The 16,102-nt window shown below is 44.0% G+C and carries 19 protein-coding genes; 1 reads left to right on the forward strand and 18 read right to left on the reverse strand.

The features are described from left to right. Window positions 1-11 precede the first annotated feature (11 nt). From atpC to DOM22_RS19760, 10 genes are all read right to left on the reverse strand, one after another. Window positions 12-428 (reverse strand): ATP synthase F1 subunit epsilon, encoded by a 417-nt coding sequence (gene atpC, locus DOM22_RS19715; RefSeq protein ID WP_142702017.1) that lies wholly within the window; start codon window positions 426-428, stop codon window positions 12-14. A 61-nt stretch (window positions 429-489) separates the two neighbouring features. After that, on the reverse strand, window positions 490-1,896 hold the full coding sequence (atpD, locus tag DOM22_RS19720; protein WP_142702018.1) for a F0F1 ATP synthase subunit beta: 1,407 nt from the start codon (window positions 1,894-1,896) through the stop codon (window positions 490-492). An 11-nt stretch (window positions 1,897-1,907) separates the two neighbouring features. Beyond that, on the reverse strand, window positions 1,908-2,795 hold the full coding sequence (atpG, locus tag DOM22_RS19725) for an ATP synthase F1 subunit gamma (RefSeq protein ID WP_142702019.1): 888 nt from the start codon (window positions 2,793-2,795) through the stop codon (window positions 1,908-1,910). 12 nt (window positions 2,796-2,807) lie between these two features. Continuing rightward, complete coding sequence (gene atpA / locus DOM22_RS19730; RefSeq protein ID WP_142702020.1) at window positions 2,808-4,331, reverse strand: F0F1 ATP synthase subunit alpha; 1,524 nt, start codon at window positions 4,329-4,331, stop codon at window positions 2,808-2,810. Window positions 4,332-4,333: 2 nt separating this feature from the next. Next, window positions 4,334-4,882 (reverse strand): ATP synthase F1 subunit delta, encoded by a 549-nt coding sequence (gene atpH, locus DOM22_RS19735; RefSeq protein ID WP_142702021.1) that lies wholly within the window; start codon window positions 4,880-4,882, stop codon window positions 4,334-4,336. Next, window positions 4,879-5,448, reverse strand: coding sequence for an ATP synthase F0 subunit B (locus tag DOM22_RS19740; RefSeq protein WP_142702022.1), 570 nt, complete (start codon window positions 5,446-5,448; stop codon window positions 4,879-4,881). Before DOM22_RS19740 ends, atpH begins: the two co-directional genes overlap by 4 nt. Window positions 5,449-5,459: 11 nt before the next feature. Further along, window positions 5,460-5,894 (reverse strand): ATP synthase F0 subunit B, encoded by a 435-nt coding sequence (locus DOM22_RS19745; RefSeq protein WP_142702023.1) that lies wholly within the window; start codon window positions 5,892-5,894, stop codon window positions 5,460-5,462. A gap of 112 nt (window positions 5,895-6,006) precedes the next feature. Then, window positions 6,007-6,372: a polymer-forming cytoskeletal protein gene (locus DOM22_RS19750; RefSeq protein ID WP_142702024.1), complete on the reverse strand. Its 366-nt coding sequence runs from the start codon at window positions 6,370-6,372 to the stop codon at window positions 6,007-6,009. Beyond that, window positions 6,363-7,394, reverse strand: a complete 1,032-nt coding sequence (locus DOM22_RS19755) for a ParB/RepB/Spo0J family partition protein (protein WP_142702025.1) — start codon at window positions 7,392-7,394, stop codon at window positions 6,363-6,365. Before DOM22_RS19755 ends, DOM22_RS19750 begins: the two co-directional genes overlap by 10 nt. Further along, on the reverse strand, window positions 7,387-8,217 hold the full coding sequence (locus DOM22_RS19760; protein ID WP_142702026.1) for a ParA family protein: 831 nt from the start codon (window positions 8,215-8,217) through the stop codon (window positions 7,387-7,389). Before DOM22_RS19760 ends, DOM22_RS19755 begins: the two co-directional genes overlap by 8 nt. Window positions 8,218-8,345: 128 nt before the next feature. Between DOM22_RS19760 and DOM22_RS19765 the strand changes: the two genes are divergently transcribed. Then, the gene (locus DOM22_RS19765) at window positions 8,346-8,888 is read left to right on the forward strand and encodes a hypothetical protein (protein ID WP_210415655.1); all 543 of its coding nucleotides are present in this window, start codon (window positions 8,346-8,348) and stop codon (window positions 8,886-8,888) included. A gap of 44 nt (window positions 8,889-8,932) precedes the next feature. On the opposite strand, the gene rsmG is transcribed toward DOM22_RS19765, so the two are convergent. Genes rsmG through rpmH form a run of 8 tightly spaced genes read right to left on the reverse strand, consistent with a single transcriptional unit; the run spans window position 8,933 to window position 15,887 of the window. Further along, window positions 8,933-9,601, reverse strand: coding sequence for a 16S rRNA (guanine(527)-N(7))-methyltransferase RsmG (gene rsmG / locus DOM22_RS19770; protein ID WP_142702027.1), 669 nt, complete (start codon window positions 9,599-9,601; stop codon window positions 8,933-8,935). Continuing rightward, window positions 9,588-11,483, reverse strand: a complete 1,896-nt coding sequence (gene mnmG / locus DOM22_RS19775) for a tRNA uridine-5-carboxymethylaminomethyl(34) synthesis enzyme MnmG (protein WP_142702028.1) — start codon at window positions 11,481-11,483, stop codon at window positions 9,588-9,590. Before mnmG ends, rsmG begins: the two co-directional genes overlap by 14 nt. 3 nt (window positions 11,484-11,486) lie before the next feature. Then, window positions 11,487-12,911, reverse strand: a complete 1,425-nt coding sequence (gene mnmE, locus DOM22_RS19780; RefSeq protein WP_142702029.1) for a tRNA uridine-5-carboxymethylaminomethyl(34) synthesis GTPase MnmE — start codon at window positions 12,909-12,911, stop codon at window positions 11,487-11,489. Between the two features lie 16 nt (window positions 12,912-12,927). Continuing rightward, entirely contained in the window at window positions 12,928-13,491 is a 564-nt protein-coding gene (locus DOM22_RS19785) for a R3H domain-containing nucleic acid-binding protein (protein WP_142702030.1), read from the reverse strand. A 35-nt stretch (window positions 13,492-13,526) separates the two neighbouring features. Next, window positions 13,527-15,167, reverse strand: a complete 1,641-nt coding sequence (yidC, locus tag DOM22_RS19790) for a membrane protein insertase YidC (protein ID WP_142702031.1) — start codon at window positions 15,165-15,167, stop codon at window positions 13,527-13,529. Next, window positions 15,145-15,438 carry a membrane protein insertion efficiency factor YidD gene (gene yidD, locus DOM22_RS20270; protein WP_371715757.1) on the reverse strand — a complete coding sequence of 98 codons (294 nt, stop codon included), beginning with the start codon at window positions 15,436-15,438 and terminating at the stop codon, window positions 15,145-15,147. The genes yidC and yidD overlap by 23 nt, the downstream gene beginning before the upstream one ends. After that, window positions 15,389-15,748, reverse strand: coding sequence for a ribonuclease P protein component (gene rnpA / locus DOM22_RS20275; protein ID WP_142702032.1), 360 nt, complete (start codon window positions 15,746-15,748; stop codon window positions 15,389-15,391). The genes yidD and rnpA overlap by 50 nt, the downstream gene beginning before the upstream one ends. Then, window positions 15,738-15,887 (reverse strand): 50S ribosomal protein L34, encoded by a 150-nt coding sequence (gene rpmH, locus DOM22_RS19805; protein WP_088616015.1) that lies wholly within the window; start codon window positions 15,885-15,887, stop codon window positions 15,738-15,740. The genes rnpA and rpmH overlap by 11 nt, the downstream gene beginning before the upstream one ends. Between the last annotated feature and the right edge of the window lie 215 nt (window positions 15,888-16,102).

Here is a 16,102-nt window from a genome sequence, read left to right on the forward strand (position 1 = left end):
TTCGAGAAGAACTATTTTTTAGCGACGTTTTCAGCCACTTCAATTTTCGCTCTTGCGCGAGTCCACTCTTTTTGGAACTCAGTCCAATCTGCATCTGTGATAACTTCGTCAAGGACGTGTTTCTCAGACTTAGCAAGGTACTCTTTAGTTGCAACAAGATCGATTTCTTCTGGCAAGTCAGCGATGTTCGCTAGAACATTCACGCCTTCAGGGGATACTTGGCAATAACCCCAGCTAATAACAGCTTGGTTTTGCTTTTCTTGACCCTTAAGTCTCCACTTCATCACACCAACACCTAGTGTAGTGATTAGAGGCGCGTGACCAGGAAGAATATTAAGTTCCCCTTTAAAACCAGGCACAGTTACTTCTTCAACCTCTTGGTTTACTAGAAGACGACGCTCTGGAGTCACGATTGTCAGTTTAAACATAAATCACCTTTTCTAAAAGCGACCCTTTCAGGCCGCCTTATGAAAGCGAAGTCTTTTCAGACTACGCTTGCAACTTCTTAGCTTTTTCGATTGCGTCTTCGATTGTACCAACAAGGTAGAACGCTTGTTCAGGAAGAGCATCGTGTTTACCATCAAGGATTTCGCGGAAACCACGAACTGTATCTTTGATATCAACGTATTTACCTGGCAAACCAGTGAATTGCTCAGCAACGAAGAACGGTTGAGACAAGAAACGTTGGATTTTACGAGAACGAGATACAACCAATTTATCTGCTTCAGACAATTCGTCCATACCAAGGATCGCGATGATATCTTGTAGCTCACGGTTACGTTGCAACAGTGCTTGAACGTCACGAGCGCATTTATAGTGCTCTTCACCGATAACAGCTGGATCCAAAAGACGTGATGTAGACGTCAATGGGTGAACCGCTGGGAAGATCGCCATAGCTGCGATATCACGGTCAAGATTCGTAGTCGCATCCAAGTGAGTAAATGTAGTTGCTGGAGCTGGATCCGTATAGTCATCGGCAGGTACGTATACCGCTTGAACTGAAGTGATCGAACCTTTTTTAGTAGAAGTGATACGCTCTTGAAGAGTACCCATCTCAGTTGCCAATGTTGGTTGGTAACCTACCGCTGAAGGGATACGACCCAACAACGCAGATACTTCAGCACCCGCTTGAGTAAAGCGGAAGATGTTATCAACGAAGAAAAGAACGTCTTGGTTTTCAACGTCACGGAAGTATTCAGCAACAGTCAAACCAGTCAAAGCAACACGCGCACGCGCTCCTGGTGGCTCATTCATTTGACCGAAAACTAGAGAAGTCTTAGCCAATACGCCTGACTGTTTCATCTCTTGCCACAAGTCATTACCTTCACGAGTACGTTCACCTACACCGGCGAATACAGAGAAACCACCGTGCTCAGTAGCGATGTTACGGATAAGTTCTTGGATAAGAACCGTTTTACCAACGCCCGCACCACCGAACAAACCGATCTTACCACCCTTAGCGTAAGGTGCTAGCAAGTCTACGACTTTGATACCAGTCATCAACATTGCTGCAGATGTAGCTTGGTCTTCGAATTTAGGAGCAGTTCTGTGGATGCCCCATTGTTCTTTAGCGTTTACTGGGCCCATTTCGTCGATTGGTTCACCAACTACGTTGATGATACGACCCAAAGCTTCGCGACCTACTGGTGCTGTGATTTGTGTGCCCAATGCTTTAACTTTTTCACCACGAACCAAACCTTCAGTTTGGTCCATTGAGATAGTTCTTACAACGCCATCACCCAAGTGCTGGGCAACTTCAAGAACTAGGTTGTATTCAGCGTCAGAGATAAATTTATTTGATACACGAAGAGCAGAATTGATTGCAGGAAGTTCTCCGCCTTCGAATTCTACGTCCACTACGGGACCCATAACTTGTTTTACTTTACCGAATGCCATTATTCAGCTCCCTATCCTTTAAGCGCTTCAGCGCCCGATACGATTTCGATCAATTCTGTAGTAATTTTTTCTTGTCTCAATTTGTTGTACGTCAGAGTGAGTTTGTTAATCATCTCTTTCGCGTTGTTTGTCGCGTTCTCCATCGCGCTCATACGAGCACCATGTTCACCAGCAACAGACTCCGACATACATCTGTAAACCTGAAGGTCGAAATGCTTTTCAAGCAACTCTTTAATGATTTGCTCTGGAGCTGGTTCGAAGATCATGTCGACAGCAAAGTTTGATGCAGTCTCAGCTTCTGTGTTGAAAGTCGTCAATCCAAGATCAATTGGAAGAAGAGTTTCAGCCGTAACAACTTGAGAGATTGCAGATTGGAACTCGTTATGGATGATACGAACTTCATCGTATGCACCTTCGAGGTAATCATTCATCACGCGATTCGCAACTTTGGAAGCCAACTCATAAGAGATGTCCTTATCAAGCTTCGTGATGTAATCAACCGGCTTGATGCCTCTTCTGGCGAAGTAGTCATGACCACGACGACCGATGAAAAGGAAATCAATCTTCTCAAGATTTGCTTTGTTGTTGTTGTAATACGCCTCGGTGAATTTGTTGATATTGCTGTTGAAAGCGCCGCAGAGACCGCGATCAGAAGTGATAACAACAAGCAAAACATTCTTTACTTGTTCTTTCTTCTCCATCAACGGGTGCGTAACTTTATTAGTCACAGCGATATCCGCAATCACCTTACGCAAAGTAAGAGCATAAGGACGCATATTAACGATGTTATTCTGCGCCTTTCTCAACTTTGCAGCAGACACGAGCTTCATAGCTTTCGTGATCTGCTGGGTGTTTTTAGTGGACTCAATCTGAGCCCGGATATCCTTCAAGCTTGCCATTTAAGCACCAAATTACTTGTTAGAAGGTTGGAAGATAGCTTTGAACTCTTCAAGAGCTGCCAACAACGCTTTTTTAGTGTCATCAGCGATTGCTTTCTTCTCAGTGATAGTCTTGATGATGTCCGCGTGCTTGTTTTTCAAGAACTCGATCATCTCTTTTTCGTATCTCTTAACGTCTGTCTCTGGATAGATATCCACGAACGCGTTACCAGCCGCGAAGATCATGATGATTTGTTCTTCAACTTTTACTGGAGAGTACTGAGGTTGTTTCAAAACTTCGATCAAACGACGACCACGTGCCAACTGTTGTTGAGACGCTTTATCCAAGTCAGATGCGAACGCTGCGAAAGCTTCCATAGAACGGAACTGAGCAAGCTCAAGTTTCAAAGAACCCGCAACTTGTTTCATCGCTTTAATCTGAGCGGCACCACCCACACGAGAAACCGATTTACCTACAGAGATAGCTGGACGCACACCTTTGTAGAATAGATCTGATTCAAGGAAGATCTGACCGTCAGTGATAGAGATAACGTTTGTTGGGATATATGCAGAGATATCGCCCGCTTGTGTTTCGATGATTGGCAATGCAGTCAAAGAACCGCCGCCTTTATCAGCTGACAACTTAGAAGCACGCTCAAGAAGACGGCTATGGCAATAGAACACGTCGCCTGGGTAAGCTTCACGTCCTGGAGGACGACGAAGAAGAAGAGACAATTGACGGTAAGCTTGAGCTTGTTTCGTCAAGTCATCGTATACGATAAGAGCATGTCTGCCAGTATCACGGAAGTATTCAGCCATTGCTGTACCAGAGTAAGCAGCAAGGTATTGAAGTGGAGCTGGATCAGATGCATTTGCCGCGATAACAGTCGTGTACTCAAGAGCACCAGCTGCACGAAGTTTTTCAACAACTAGAGCAACTGTAGATTGTTTTTGACCGATAGCTACGTAAAAGCACTGAACGTTTTGACCTTTTTGGTTGATAATAGTGTCAACCGCGATAGTCGTTTTACCAGTTTGACGGTCACCAATGATCAATTCACGCTGACCACGACCGATTGGTACAAGGGCATCGATAGCTTTGATACCTGTTTGAAGAGGCTCTTCAACTGGGTGACGGTAAACGATACCAGGGGCTTTAGTTTCAACGATACGTGAGTGAGGCGTGTTGATAGGACCACGACCGTCGATCGCATTACCTAGGGCGTCCACAACGCGACCTAGAAGTGCTTCACCAACTGGAACGGAAACGATTTTTTTAGTTCTTTTAACAGTGTCGCCTTCTTTGATTTGGCGGTCTTCACCGAACAAAACGGTACCTACGTGACCTTCTTCAAGGTTCAATACCATTCCGTAAACTTCACCTGGGAACTCAACTAGCTCACCAGCCATTGCGTTTTCAAGACCGTAGATACGAGCAACGCCGTCCCCTACTGAAAGAACGCTACCTGTTTCACTTACTTCAATCTTTTTGTTGTATTGATTGATTTGCTCTTTGAGAACGCGACTGATCTCGTCGGCACGGATTTGTGTTTCCATTTTTAGTTGGCTCTCCTGTTTAATTCTTCATTAATTTTTTTAAGATGTGTTTCGATGCTGTCGTCAAAAGTCCATCCACCAACTTGGGCTACAGCGCCACCCAAAAGTTTAGGATCTTGTTGGTAAGTAAGAACGATTTTTTTACCAAGCGTTTTGCTTACTTTAGACTCAAGTTCTTTTTGTGCGTCAGCAGACAATGGTTGTGCCGAACGAACAGTTCCGCGAGTAACACCCTCTTCGATATCAAGGTATTCGCGGTATGCAATAGCAACTTCAGAAACAAGTTGGATACGGCCTTTTTCAGCCATCAATACCAATGTGTTCACTACTTCTTCGGAAGTGCCTTTACCCTCAAGAGCGCCTTTAACAGCTGCTACTTTTTGAGTTGCAGATACTACGGGATTTTTAAAAAACGCAGAAACTGCTGCATCCTTTTCAAATGCATCAGCAGCCGCTTGCAATTCAGCGTATACTTTCGTGTGAACGCCTTTTTGCTTAGCTACAGCAAGAAGAGCTTTCGCATATCTTCTGGATACTTCGTTTACTTTCATCGACTAACCTCGATGTGATTGATGAATTCGTTTTGTAGTTTCTGTTGATCAGAAGCACCGATGTCTTTTGTCAAAACCATGCGTGCCGCCTCAACTGAATCTGCCAACAATTGTTGACGCAATTCTTTTTGAGCGCGTTGAGTTTCAAGCTTAGCCGTCAACTCTGCTTCGTCTTTGATGCGTTTAGAAACTTGAGCCGCCTCGTCGATGATTTGATTTTTCAAATCATTCGCATGAGCCTGTGCTTTCGCCAATTGCTCTTGGTGAGTGCTTTGAAGGTTTGCAAGTTTGTTTTTGATGTCTACAAATTCACGCTCCGCTTGTTCGCGAGCGAATGCAGATTTTTGAGCTGCCTCAAGATAAGCTGCTTTTCTGCCACCAAAGAAAGATACGATCGAATCTTTTGTGAAATAGATCAAACCACCAATTAGGATGGCGATGTTGATCGCTTGAAAGATTACTGACTTAGGAATTTCAACAGCGTGATGACCACCACCGTGTTCAGCCGCAGAGGCGAAAACGATCGCAGGCGCCAGGATGATAAGAAGGTTTACAAGAACTTTCATTTTCTTCTCTCTTATTTGCCCAACAATTTGGATGTGATTGCAAGAGCAACAGTTTGTGTTTGAGCTTTCAATTCTTTTGAAGCTGACTCTACTGCTGCAGTGATTTTTGATCTGTTTGTAGTGATGTGTTGATCGGCCTCTGCACGAGACTTAGCAACTACAGATTCATACTGTTTGTTAGCTTCCGATTTAGAAGCATCCACAATATTTTTGATTTCAAGGTTTAGAGCACGCATTTTTGTTTCGTACTCGGAGTGAAGCTCAACTGATTTCGCTTGGTATTCCAAAGCCAAATCTTCGCCACCCTTAGTTTTGTTTTGTCTTTCTTCAAGTGCATGAGCATATGGAGTGAAAACAAATTTTGTTAAGAATAACAAAGCAATCGCAAAGAACACGAACTGGATGCCGGCTGTAGCGTTGATGCCTAATTGTCCAAAAATATCCATTTTATTGAAATCCCTGTTTTTTTTGAACCTCGGAAGTAGCATTTCAAGCCAGAAAAGGTCAAGGTCAAAAACCTATTGAGAATTTAGGCTGCGCTAATGAAAACAGGGGTGCTTAAGACTTGGGCATATAGGACGCACCCTCAAAAACCACGCCCTCATCGATACGCAAACTTGGAGATGTTACGGTACCTTTGAAGATTGCGGGTGGGTGCATAATAACTCGGCGGCGGGCAAAGAGATTTCCCTCAACCCGGCCACTGATAATAATAGTATCGGCCTCAACTTGGGCCGCCACGGAGGCTCCCTCATTAATAACGATGGTATCTTTCGTAAAGATTTCCCCTTTAAAATCACCGCCAATTTGTACGGTGCCTTCAAAGCTGAGCTTTCCTTCGAAATGTGTACCCTGATCAAGGATCGCCGTCACATGACCTGAAAGTACGTCTTCTTGGAAAGTTTGTGGGATATTTACTGCCATCCTTCTTTCAGCCTATCTACTAAGTTGGTTAGTTCATCGTCGGAATAGAAGTGAATGCTGATTTTACCTTTAGCTCCGGAATAATCAATGTTCACTTTTGTGCCCATGATTTTCTGAAGTTCATCACTTAATCCGTTGATCAATCGTTGAGTCACATTGGAATCGAAAGTTGGAACTTCCAATTCGTCTGCTGTTCCCTTAACGATAGCTTGAACCATTTTTTCCAATTTACGAACTGCGATCTTGTCGTTCACGACCTTTTTCGCCATTTCGATTTGTTTTTTAGGTTCTGGTAAAGAAAGAAGGACTTTTGCATGACCAACAGAAAGGTCATTGGCAGAAATCATATCTTTTACTTCGTTTGGCAATGCCAACAAACGAACCGCATTCGCAACAGTCGCGCGATCACGGCCCACTTTTTCAGCCACTTGTTGTTGAGACAATTTGAACTCTGTGATTAGGCGAGAATATCCTTCTGCCTCTTCAATTGGGTTCAAATCTTCACGTTGAATGTTCTCAACGATTGCTAACTCAAGTGCCTGTTTGTCGTCGTAAGACTTTAGAATAACTGGGACTTCATGTAACCCAGCAAGTTGAGAAGCTCTCCAACGACGCTCACCCGCCACGATTTCAAGTTTCCCAGAAGTCGTTCTGCGGGCCACGATCGGCTGAAGAATTCCGTTCTCTTTAATGGACTGAGCAAGCTCTTGCAGCGGCTCTTTTTCAAAAGTTGTACGAGGTTGATATTTACCTGGAGACAACTTGTCGATTGCGACTTTCCAAATTTTGCTTTCTGGATCCACGGGAGGGGCAACAGTTGCAGCAACATTTACAGAAGGCGCACCGGCAGCAGTCGCCGCAGGTGATACAGTTGTTGAATTCGCCGGCGCAGCTTTTACGGGAGGGGCTGATGCCGCAGGCGCATTCATTAAATCATTATTAGCAGGTCCACCCAAAAGAGAACCCAGGCCGCGACCCAAGCCTCTCTTTTTGTTTGAGGATTCTACAGCAGTATCAGACATTTACTTCCCCTTCATAGGCGTTCGTGTTTGCAACTTGGCTCGCCTCTGTCTGCTTCGGAACTGATCTTGCGATCACTTCGTGGGCTAATTCCAGATAGCGAACGGAACCGATAGATTTGCTGTCGTACTCAAGGATGGATTGACCATGGCTCGGCGCTTCGCTGAGTCGCACGTTTCTTGGAATAATTGCGTTAAATACTTTTTCACCGAAGTGTTCTTTGATTTGAGTAACAACTTGATGACTCAAATTATTGCGCACATCGAACATTGTTAGAACGATACCTTCAATATGCAATGAAGGATTCAGGCTCTTCTTGATTAGTCCCGCAGTGTTCAAAAGCTGACTCAAACCTTCCAATGCATAGTATTCACATTGAAGAGGCACAAGGAAGCTGTCTGCAGAGTTCAGAGCATTCAGAGTAATCAAACCCAAAGATGGAGGGCAATCAATGATCACGAAATCGTATTGATCAGCCACGATGGATACAGCTTGCTTCAAGCGGTATTCACGATGCGGCATGTCTACAAGCTCGATTTCAGCGCCCACCAAGTCAGGATTAGCCGTACAGATTTTTAGATTTGGATTAGACGTTGGATGAGTAGCCTCTGTCAGCGTTTTTTCACCGATGAGTACGTGGTATGAGTTAGCATCTTGAGTATCATATCTTTTGATACCCAAACCGCTGGAAGCATTACCTTGTGGATCCATATCGATCAACAAAACACGCTTACCAAGAGTAGCCAACGCTGAAGAGAGATTCACAGACGTCGTTGTCTTACCTACTCCACCCTTTTGATTAGCTATACAGATAGTTTTAGCCATCGTTTCCTCCTTGATAATCAAAATTCGTATTTTTTACACACATGTGCAACTATAAAGACTAGTTTTTCGCACCTCGCCTTAGGTTTTTCCGCATTTTTGCCGATGTTCCACGTGGAACAATACCAATTATGAAGTTTATCACCGCCATACTTCTTATTTTTACTCTCGCAGCTTGCAGTAAGCCGGATCCAAACCCCGAGCTTAAAGATCCTATTTATTCCGATCTTCAAGCGCAAGTGGGAGCCGCAACGGCAGCGCTTGAGGCAGAAAAAAAGAAACTCGAGGGTTTCGAAAAAGATAAAATGGAAGTTGTTCCGCAGACCGGGCAAATTAAGTACGCCAATAAACGTATTTATGAATCACAAGCCGCCATCACCCGCCTCGAGCAACAGGTGGAGTATTTAAAACTCAAAGTCGAACAACGAGCCAGAACTGCGCAAGCGGCCTATAAAAAGGCTTACGCGAACAAGCAAGAATGGCCCGATCCTAAAGAATGGTCCTCTTATCAGGCCGAACAGAAGCTTAGAAATGCCAAAAGAAGTTGGGATGTGAAAGCTCGCATGAGAGATGCGGGAGTTACGATCGATACGGGCTTGGGGCACGGAGAGGGAGCTGCGGGTGGCGAAGGTCACGGTGGCGGAGAGAAGAAAGCCGAAGGCGGCGGTCATTAGAGAATGTTCCACGTGGAACATTCCCTTTTTATCAAAAATAACGATTAAGAGATCTTTTCGGTGCGAACGACACCGTATTTCACGGCACCAACGGGAAGTTTATATTCTCCCACTAGTGAGGGCGACCAAATCGAGCAAAGTTGAGTCGGAATTTCCCCGACCTCAATACCCCACTCCTCGCCCTTAAGGTGATAGACGGATCCGCCTTTAACGACAATCTTACGGGCCATCAAGATAGCTTTAGAAATATTCCCAAACCCACGGCAGATCGCCCACTTCACAGAGTCAGCCGGCAAAGCCTCGATGTTCTTGTTTTCGACTGTGACATTCTTAAGCTTCAAAGCCTGGATCGCGTGACCCAAGAACTCGCATTTCTTTACGTCCGTATCTACAAGGACGACCTGAATGTTAGGGTTCATAATTCCAAACACAATCCCAGGGAAACCATTCCCACTGCCAAAGTCATAGACTTTATCCATGTTCGGATTGGACTTAATGATTGCTTTGCTCGCGTTAATAGAATCAGCGAAATGAAGAGCATCTGCTACAAAAACCGATTTCGCCGAGATCAAACTCAGTGTGCGATTAAACTTTTGTAGCTCTTCATGATAGGCCTTAAGTCGGGATCTGACCTCAGGACTTAGATCGGGGAACCATTCGTCAATACGCCAAAAGATTTGCGGTGGCGCTTCAGAGCCATCAATGTTGCTCATCCAGATTCATCTCCTTGATCTTTTTATGACCTTTTAGATGAATCATTATAGCTTGAATCGCCGAGGGATTTACACCACTAATACGCTGTGCTTGACCTAAGGTACGGGGCCTAACGCGTTGCAGCTTATCTTTCTCTTCGTTAGAGAGACCACGAATGTCTGCATATAAAAGTGTGTCTGGAAGCACCAGTTCTTCCAGCCTTTTTGACTGATTAATAAGGTCCATCTGCCGACGAACATAACCGGAGTACTTTACTTCGATTTCTACGGGTTCCACGACATTTGGATCACTATCCAACTCGAAATTTAACAATTCCAAGTGAGAACTCGTAAGCTCAGGACGACGCAGCAACTCTTCGAAAGACAAAGACTTTGTCATAGCTGAGGTCGGAATTTTAGCGAGTATTTCTTGAACGTCTTTAGTTGGATAAACCTTCGTTTCACGCAGACGATCGTGCAAAACTTTACGTTTTTCACGTAGTACCGATAAAAGCTCCAAGGACTGCTCAGACACAATACCCAACTTTTGGGCCCAATGCGCCAACCTGTCGATAGTATTGTCTTCTCTTAGAACTAATCTGTGTTCCGCACGAGAAGTAAACATACGATACGGTTCACGAGTTCCTTTGGTCACAAGGTCATCAATTAAGACGCCCATGTATGCTTCATCACGACCCAAAATAAATTCATCGCGACCAAGAATACTATTCGCTGCGTTCACACCAGCAATGAAACCTTGAGCAGCCGCTTCTTCATAACCAGAAGTTCCGTTGATTTGACCAGCAAGGAATAACTGGCGAATCGTTCTTGTTTCCAAGCGATGCCAGATTTGAGTCGGCTCAATATAATCATACTCAACCGCATAGCCGTAACGAGCGACTTTTACATTTTCCAATCCCGGAATAGTCTTTAAAAATTCATCCTGAGTTTCCTCAGGCAAACTTGTTGAAATACCCTGAAGGTAAATCAAATCCGTGTTCAAACCTTCCGGTTCCAGGAAAGTTTGGTGACTTGGTCTTTCATGAAAACGAGTTACTTTATCTTCGATCGACGGACAATAACGAGGACCAACACCTTCAATAATCCCGCAATACATAGGAGATTTATCCAGGTTTCCACGGATAATATCGTGAGTTTTTTCTGTGGTGCGAGTTAGATAGCAAAGAATCTGTGGAAGTTTTAATTGAGTCGAAGATTTGTAGCTGAAAGGATAAACCTTTTCATCGCCACCATGAGGAGTTGTTTTCGACCAATCGATAGAATCTTTAAGCAAACGAGCTGGCGTACCCGTCTTCAAACGTTTTACTTCAAAACCGAATTGCGCCAATTGATCAGAAAGACCAATTGAAGGTTTATCACCCACACGGCCACCCGCCTCTTGGCGAAGACCCGTATGCATAACACCGTTCATGAACGTACCAGTTGTGATGATTGTTGCTTTCGCAAAAATCTCGGAACCATCATCCAAAACCACGCCGGCACAGAGGTCTTTATCCAAAATCAGGCGTTTCACTTCGCCTTGAAGAACTTCAAGATTTGGCTGAGTAAAAAGAGCGTTTTTTTGGAAAGCAGAATAAAGATGCTTATCGTTTTGAACTCGAGTTCCGCGAACCGCGGGACCTTTCGAGGAGTTAAGACGCTTGTACTGAATTGTTGTTTCGTCAGCAGCGATACCCATTTGTCCGCCAAGCACGTCAATTTCACGAACCATATGGCCCTTTGCAAGTCCACCAATGGAAGGGTTGCAACTCATATAACCAATACGATCAACATTCGTAGTTACCATCAAAGTTTGAAGACCCAAACGAGCGGACGCCAAACATGCTTCGATTCCGGCATGTCCCGCGCCTACGACGATCACATCAAATTTTTTATTAGTCATAAGTTACTTCCCGATACAAAACTCTTTAAATACTCGGTCCATGATTTGATCATCGAACCGCTTACCTAAAGTTTCGTGAATCGCGATGAGAGATTCCTTAAGCTCTAACGCCAGGAATTCAGAACCCATCCCCTGATCCACCAAGGTTTGTGACCTTTGAGTATTCTCTAAAGCACGAACCAGGTTTTCATAGTGACGGGCATTGGAAATAAGAACGGTATTTTCCACCTGCATATCCGCGAATTCCTGGACAAGCTCTTGAAGGACACTCGAACGCACCTTTTTATCAAGAGCACTGACAAAGAACACCCTTCTTGTGAAGAAAGCCTGGGGATCTACGATTTTCTGGAAAAATTTACTGTTTTTAATGGCTTTTTCGACGATTTCTAGGGGTTTAGACCCACCAATTCGGTCGATTTTATTAGCTAAAATGAAGGTTTTTTGAGGATCCAAGGACTCCAAAATTTGAGTCTCTTCAGCTCCCAACCCCTTCTCGATATCGAAAACAAAGAAAACTACATCGGATTCATTTTGAGCTTCGTAGCTTTTTTGAATACCAATGCGCTCAACCAGGTCCGTCGCCTCATCACGAAGACCGGCCGTGTCTACGAAAGTGAACTTAACACCCTCATAAGAAGTATCCCCGTGAATCACATCACGAGTGGTTCCCGGAATATCCGTTACGATAGCGCGTTCATCTTCCAAGAAAAGATTTAGCAAACTGGATTTTCCCACGTTCGGAAGACCCGTCAGAACAACTCTAAATCCATCCTTTAAAAGGCGGCCAACTTTGAAAGTCCCAACCAGATCTTTAAGTGTCGCTTCGATTTTTTTAAGACGAACTTGAACAACAGAATAATCGACGACATCGATACCTTCCGTAGAAAAATCGATGCTCGCTTCTGCGTGAGCCAAGATCCAAGTCATGTCGTCTTCGACTTCTTCCAGTTTACTGGACAGCTGACCTTTTAATTGGCGAAGAGCCAATTTAGCTGCCTGTTGAGATTGGGATTCGATCAAAGCCAGAACGGATTCAGCCTGTACCAAATCCAATTTACCATTCATAAAAGCACGATATGTGAACTCGCCGCGATCCGCAGGACGAGCACCCAACTGCACCAGTGAATTTAAAATATTTTGGCAGATTAAAGGACTTCCGTGGCAGGAAATCTCGATTACTTCTTCACCCGTGAAGGAGCGACCATTTTGGAAGTAAGTTACCAGAACTTCATCAATCTCCCTCGCGCCGTCTTTCAGATTTCCGAAATAGACTTTATGAGATTCAGGATGTGCAGGTAAGAATTTGCAAAGTTTCGATACGATTTCAAAAGTACGAGGGCCGCTGACTCTAATGACGGAGATACCGCCCACTCCGTGAGGAGTGGAGACCGCGCATATTGTATCCTTGTCACGATCTCCTCGAAGCATGCGACCCTACTTAATACTAATCGTGGTGAGCTTCTTCAGCGTTGTTATTTTGCGCTGAATTGCCACCTTTAGCTGGATAGATTTTGATTTTTTTGTACAAGCCATCACCCAAAGAACGGCTTTTGATACGAGGATCTTTAGCCAAATATTGGTGAACAACTTTGCGATCTTTCGGAGGCAAAGCTCTGTAATATACAGATTTACCCTGCTCGATGCAGATTGCTTTCAAGTTCTCTGCGCGTTCGATAAGAGCGCTTTCAGTTTCATCACGGTATCCACCGCAATCAACTGTGATGTTTGTTTTATCTTCAGGGAAATTGTGTTGAACAACGCGTTTCAAGAACAATTGGAAAGCATCCAACATTTGTCCTTTTTTATCTTTCAAAAGCTCTTCATCTCCACCAGAGAATTGAACTGAAAGAACCGCCCCACCGTCTTCCTCTTTTGAAGAGTTGATTTCAAAAGAAAGATCGAACTGAGCTTTTTCGATGATACCCTCTAGAGTCGCTTGAACCAAAGATTCAACTTCGCTGTTAGCGCTCTTGCTTTTTCCCCCGAAAAGCTTACTAAAAAAACCCATTTTACCTCCCAGGTAAAAATAAAAAATCTAAGTAACTATTTCGCCTTAACCGCTTTGATAGCTGGTTTGGCAGTTGGATCTCTCATGATCAAATACTGTTGGATGATACCGAACAATGTGCTGACCACCATATAAAGAGTCAGACCTGCAGGTAACTGCAACATGAAGATCGAGAAAACCAATGGCATGAACTGCATAATTTTAGCTTGAGTAGGATCCATCGTTGATGGAGTGATCTTTTGCTGGATGTACATAAATACAGCCATAGATACCGGCAACACATAGAACTTATCGTGCGCTGACAAGTCCGTAATCCAAAGAATGAACGGCGAATTGTAAAGCTCAATTGAAGAACCAATAACGCGGTAAAGAGCAAAGAAGATCGGGATCTGAAGAAGCATCGGCAAACAACCAGACATTGGATTTGCACCGTGCTGTTTCATCACTGCCATCATCTCAGTGTTCAATCTCATCGCATCGTCTTTATATTTTTCGCGAAGACCTGCGATAATAGGTTGAACCTTTTGCATCGCCTTCATTGATTTAGCAGACATGATATTGAATGGAAGAACCACGAAACGAACAGCCAATGTCAAAAGGATGATCGCCACACCCCAGTTGCCAACAACTGTGTGGAATGCCTTCATCACATACAACAATGGACGAGCGATAAAACCAAAGAAACCGAAGTCGATGATGTGAGCCATTTCAGGATCAACAGCTTTCAACATGTCGATAGATTTAGGACCCGCATAGAACAAAGATTCAAACTTCATTTGTTCTTTCAATTGAACTGGTTTGTAAACCATCTCAGCTTGTGCAGTTTTCTTTTCGATGTTTGCAGTCAGTTTAACCTCAGGAATAATGTCAGACTTGTCCATCGCTGCGGCTGCAAAATATTGCGAGCTTACAGAGATCAACTGAGTATTCGGCATGTCCTTGGTTACGTTTTCTTTGGAGTTGCTGAAATTTACAGTCTCGTGTTTGTCATCACTGTGACTAACAAAGAAATCCTGGTGATCATAAGAAGGCATAAAGAAAGAGTGTGAACCCTTGTCGTGAATGCTTTCAGGAATCAGGATGGAGAAACCTTTTTTAATCTCTTCAGAAGGTTGAGAGATCGAGATCGTATTTGTGAATGAAGATTTCGCGGCGTCGAAATTCAACTCACGAGTCACCGTCATGCCGCCAACTTGAGCAACACCAACATAAGAACCCGGTGCTTTTTCAGTCAGATTGAAAACCAACGATTTATCAGCACCAGTCAAACGCATAGAATACAAACCGTCATTATCAGCGCCACCAAGTTTGATTTTGCCACCGGATTTGTCTTCGTAATTATTCACAGTGTAGTTCTTAAGACCCATACCGTGATTTGAAATTTGGAAGGAAACTTTATCGTTAGAGAATGAGAAGGACTGTTCTTGAACCGGAGCAACTGTTTCAGATTTTGATTCAATTGTGCTGCCAGAAGAAGGAGAAGCAGCAGTAGCAGTCGCACCAGGAGTCGTTGCTGTGTCAGCAGTCTGAGTTTGTGCTGGTTTCGGTTTATTATAGTCTGGATACTTTTTGCCAAGATACGTCTGCCATCCGAAATAAATCAGAGCGACGGCACCCACTGCGATCAACGTTTTAGGGTCGAAAAAGCCTGGGTTATTGTTTTGTTGCTGAGCCATGGAGAATTCCCCCTGAATCTGGGACCGGATCGTATCCACAAGGACCACCCGGTCTACATTTACAAATTCGTTTTGTGATTAACCAAACTGCTGTATGCGATTTGTGTTTTTGGATAGCTTCAAGAGCGTAGGCCGAACAACTGGGTTCGAAGCGACAGGAACCACCCAAATGAGTAGTTCCAATTGATCTGTAGGCAGCAACGAAAAACCAAAGCAATGCTTTAAAGGTTTTTTCGAAGAGACCCAATCCCGCGATCCATAGCTTTGACAAATTCCTCGTGTGGGAGGCCTTTATAAAAGTTGGGATCCATGGGTTTGAAGATAATGTTAATATCGGCTTCAATGGAGTTATCCGTTTTAAGCAACGCTCGGAAGTATTCTCGACTCCAACGCTTAAGCTTGTTTCGCACAACTGCAGGGCCGACTTTTCGACTTGCGGTTACGCCAAAACGCAACTGACCAACGGAGTTCTTCTGATAATTCAGAAGTAACCACTTCGTAGGCCAGTTTCTTTTGCCAGATTGTTTGAGAGAGAGAAACTCAGAGCTGCGCTTAATTCCTAGCGGAGAACTATTTTCCACCTGTAGAAACCGTCAAACGTTTTCTACCTTTAGCGCGGCGACGATTAAGAACATCTTGACCAGCTTTAGTAGCCATTCTTGCGCGGAAACCGTGAGATGTTTTACGACGTTTGTTTGATGGTTGGTATGTACGTTTCATGTGTTCTCCTGAACTACTCTCTACCGAGAAATTTACGACGCTAAAAGACGTCAAATACGCCAATTTTATAATTGGCGGCTACATATACGATTCCACAAAGCTGTAATCAACTAGATACGTGGGGCACTAATTAATCACATTGCGTAATCAAGGTCAACTGTTGAAAACTTCAGCTCCCCTTGTTAAGGCTACTCTGCATTTCGAGGGGATGGTCT

The organism is Bdellovibrio sp. ZAP7 (assembly GCF_006874645.1).
In the GTDB taxonomy this organism is placed as follows: Bacteria; Bdellovibrionota; Bdellovibrionia; order Bdellovibrionales; family Bdellovibrionaceae; genus Bdellovibrio.

Bases quoted from the DNA above. Each gene is read 5' to 3' on its own strand.
- atpH (WP_142702021.1), bottom strand. From the start codon at position 4,882: ATGAAAGTAAACGAAGTATCCAGAAGATATGCGAAAGCTCTTCTTGCT.
- rpmH (WP_088616015.1), bottom strand. From the start codon at position 15,887: ATGAAACGTACATACCAACCATCAAACAAACGTCGTAAAACATCTCAC.
- atpG (WP_142702019.1), bottom strand. From the start codon at position 2,795: ATGGCAAGCTTGAAGGATATCCGGGCTCAGATTGAGTCCACTAAAAAC.
- DOM22_RS19765 (WP_210415655.1), top strand. From the start codon at position 8,346: ATGAAGTTTATCACCGCCATACTTCTTATTTTTACTCTCGCAGCTTGC.
- atpD (WP_142702018.1), bottom strand. From the start codon at position 1,896: ATGGCATTCGGTAAAGTAAAACAAGTTATGGGTCCCGTAGTGGACGTA.
- mnmE (WP_142702029.1), bottom strand. From the start codon at position 12,911: ATGCTTCGAGGAGATCGTGACAAGGATACAATATGCGCGGTCTCCACT.
- DOM22_RS19755 (WP_142702025.1), bottom strand. From the start codon at position 7,394: ATGTCTGATACTGCTGTAGAATCCTCAAACAAAAAGAGAGGCTTGGGT.
- DOM22_RS19740 (WP_142702022.1), bottom strand. From the start codon at position 5,448: ATGAAAGTTCTTGTAAACCTTCTTATCATCCTGGCGCCTGCGATCGTT.
- DOM22_RS19745 (WP_142702023.1), bottom strand. From the start codon at position 5,894: ATGGATATTTTTGGACAATTAGGCATCAACGCTACAGCCGGCATCCAG.
- atpC (WP_142702017.1), bottom strand. From the start codon at position 428: ATGTTTAAACTGACAATCGTGACTCCAGAGCGTCGTCTTCTAGTAAAC.
- DOM22_RS19760 (WP_142702026.1), bottom strand. From the start codon at position 8,217: ATGGCTAAAACTATCTGTATAGCTAATCAAAAGGGTGGAGTAGGTAAG.
- DOM22_RS19785 (WP_142702030.1), bottom strand. From the start codon at position 13,491: ATGGGTTTTTTTAGTAAGCTTTTCGGGGGAAAAAGCAAGAGCGCTAAC.
- yidC (WP_142702031.1), bottom strand. From the start codon at position 15,167: ATGGCTCAGCAACAAAACAATAACCCAGGCTTTTTCGACCCTAAAACG.
- DOM22_RS19750 (WP_142702024.1), bottom strand. From the start codon at position 6,372: ATGGCAGTAAATATCCCACAAACTTTCCAAGAAGACGTACTTTCAGGT.
- mnmG (WP_142702028.1), bottom strand. From the start codon at position 11,483: ATGACTAATAAAAAATTTGATGTGATCGTCGTAGGCGCGGGACATGCC.
- rsmG (WP_142702027.1), bottom strand. From the start codon at position 9,601: ATGAGCAACATTGATGGCTCTGAAGCGCCACCGCAAATCTTTTGGCGT.
- atpA (WP_142702020.1), bottom strand. From the start codon at position 4,331: ATGGAAACACAAATCCGTGCCGACGAGATCAGTCGCGTTCTCAAAGAG.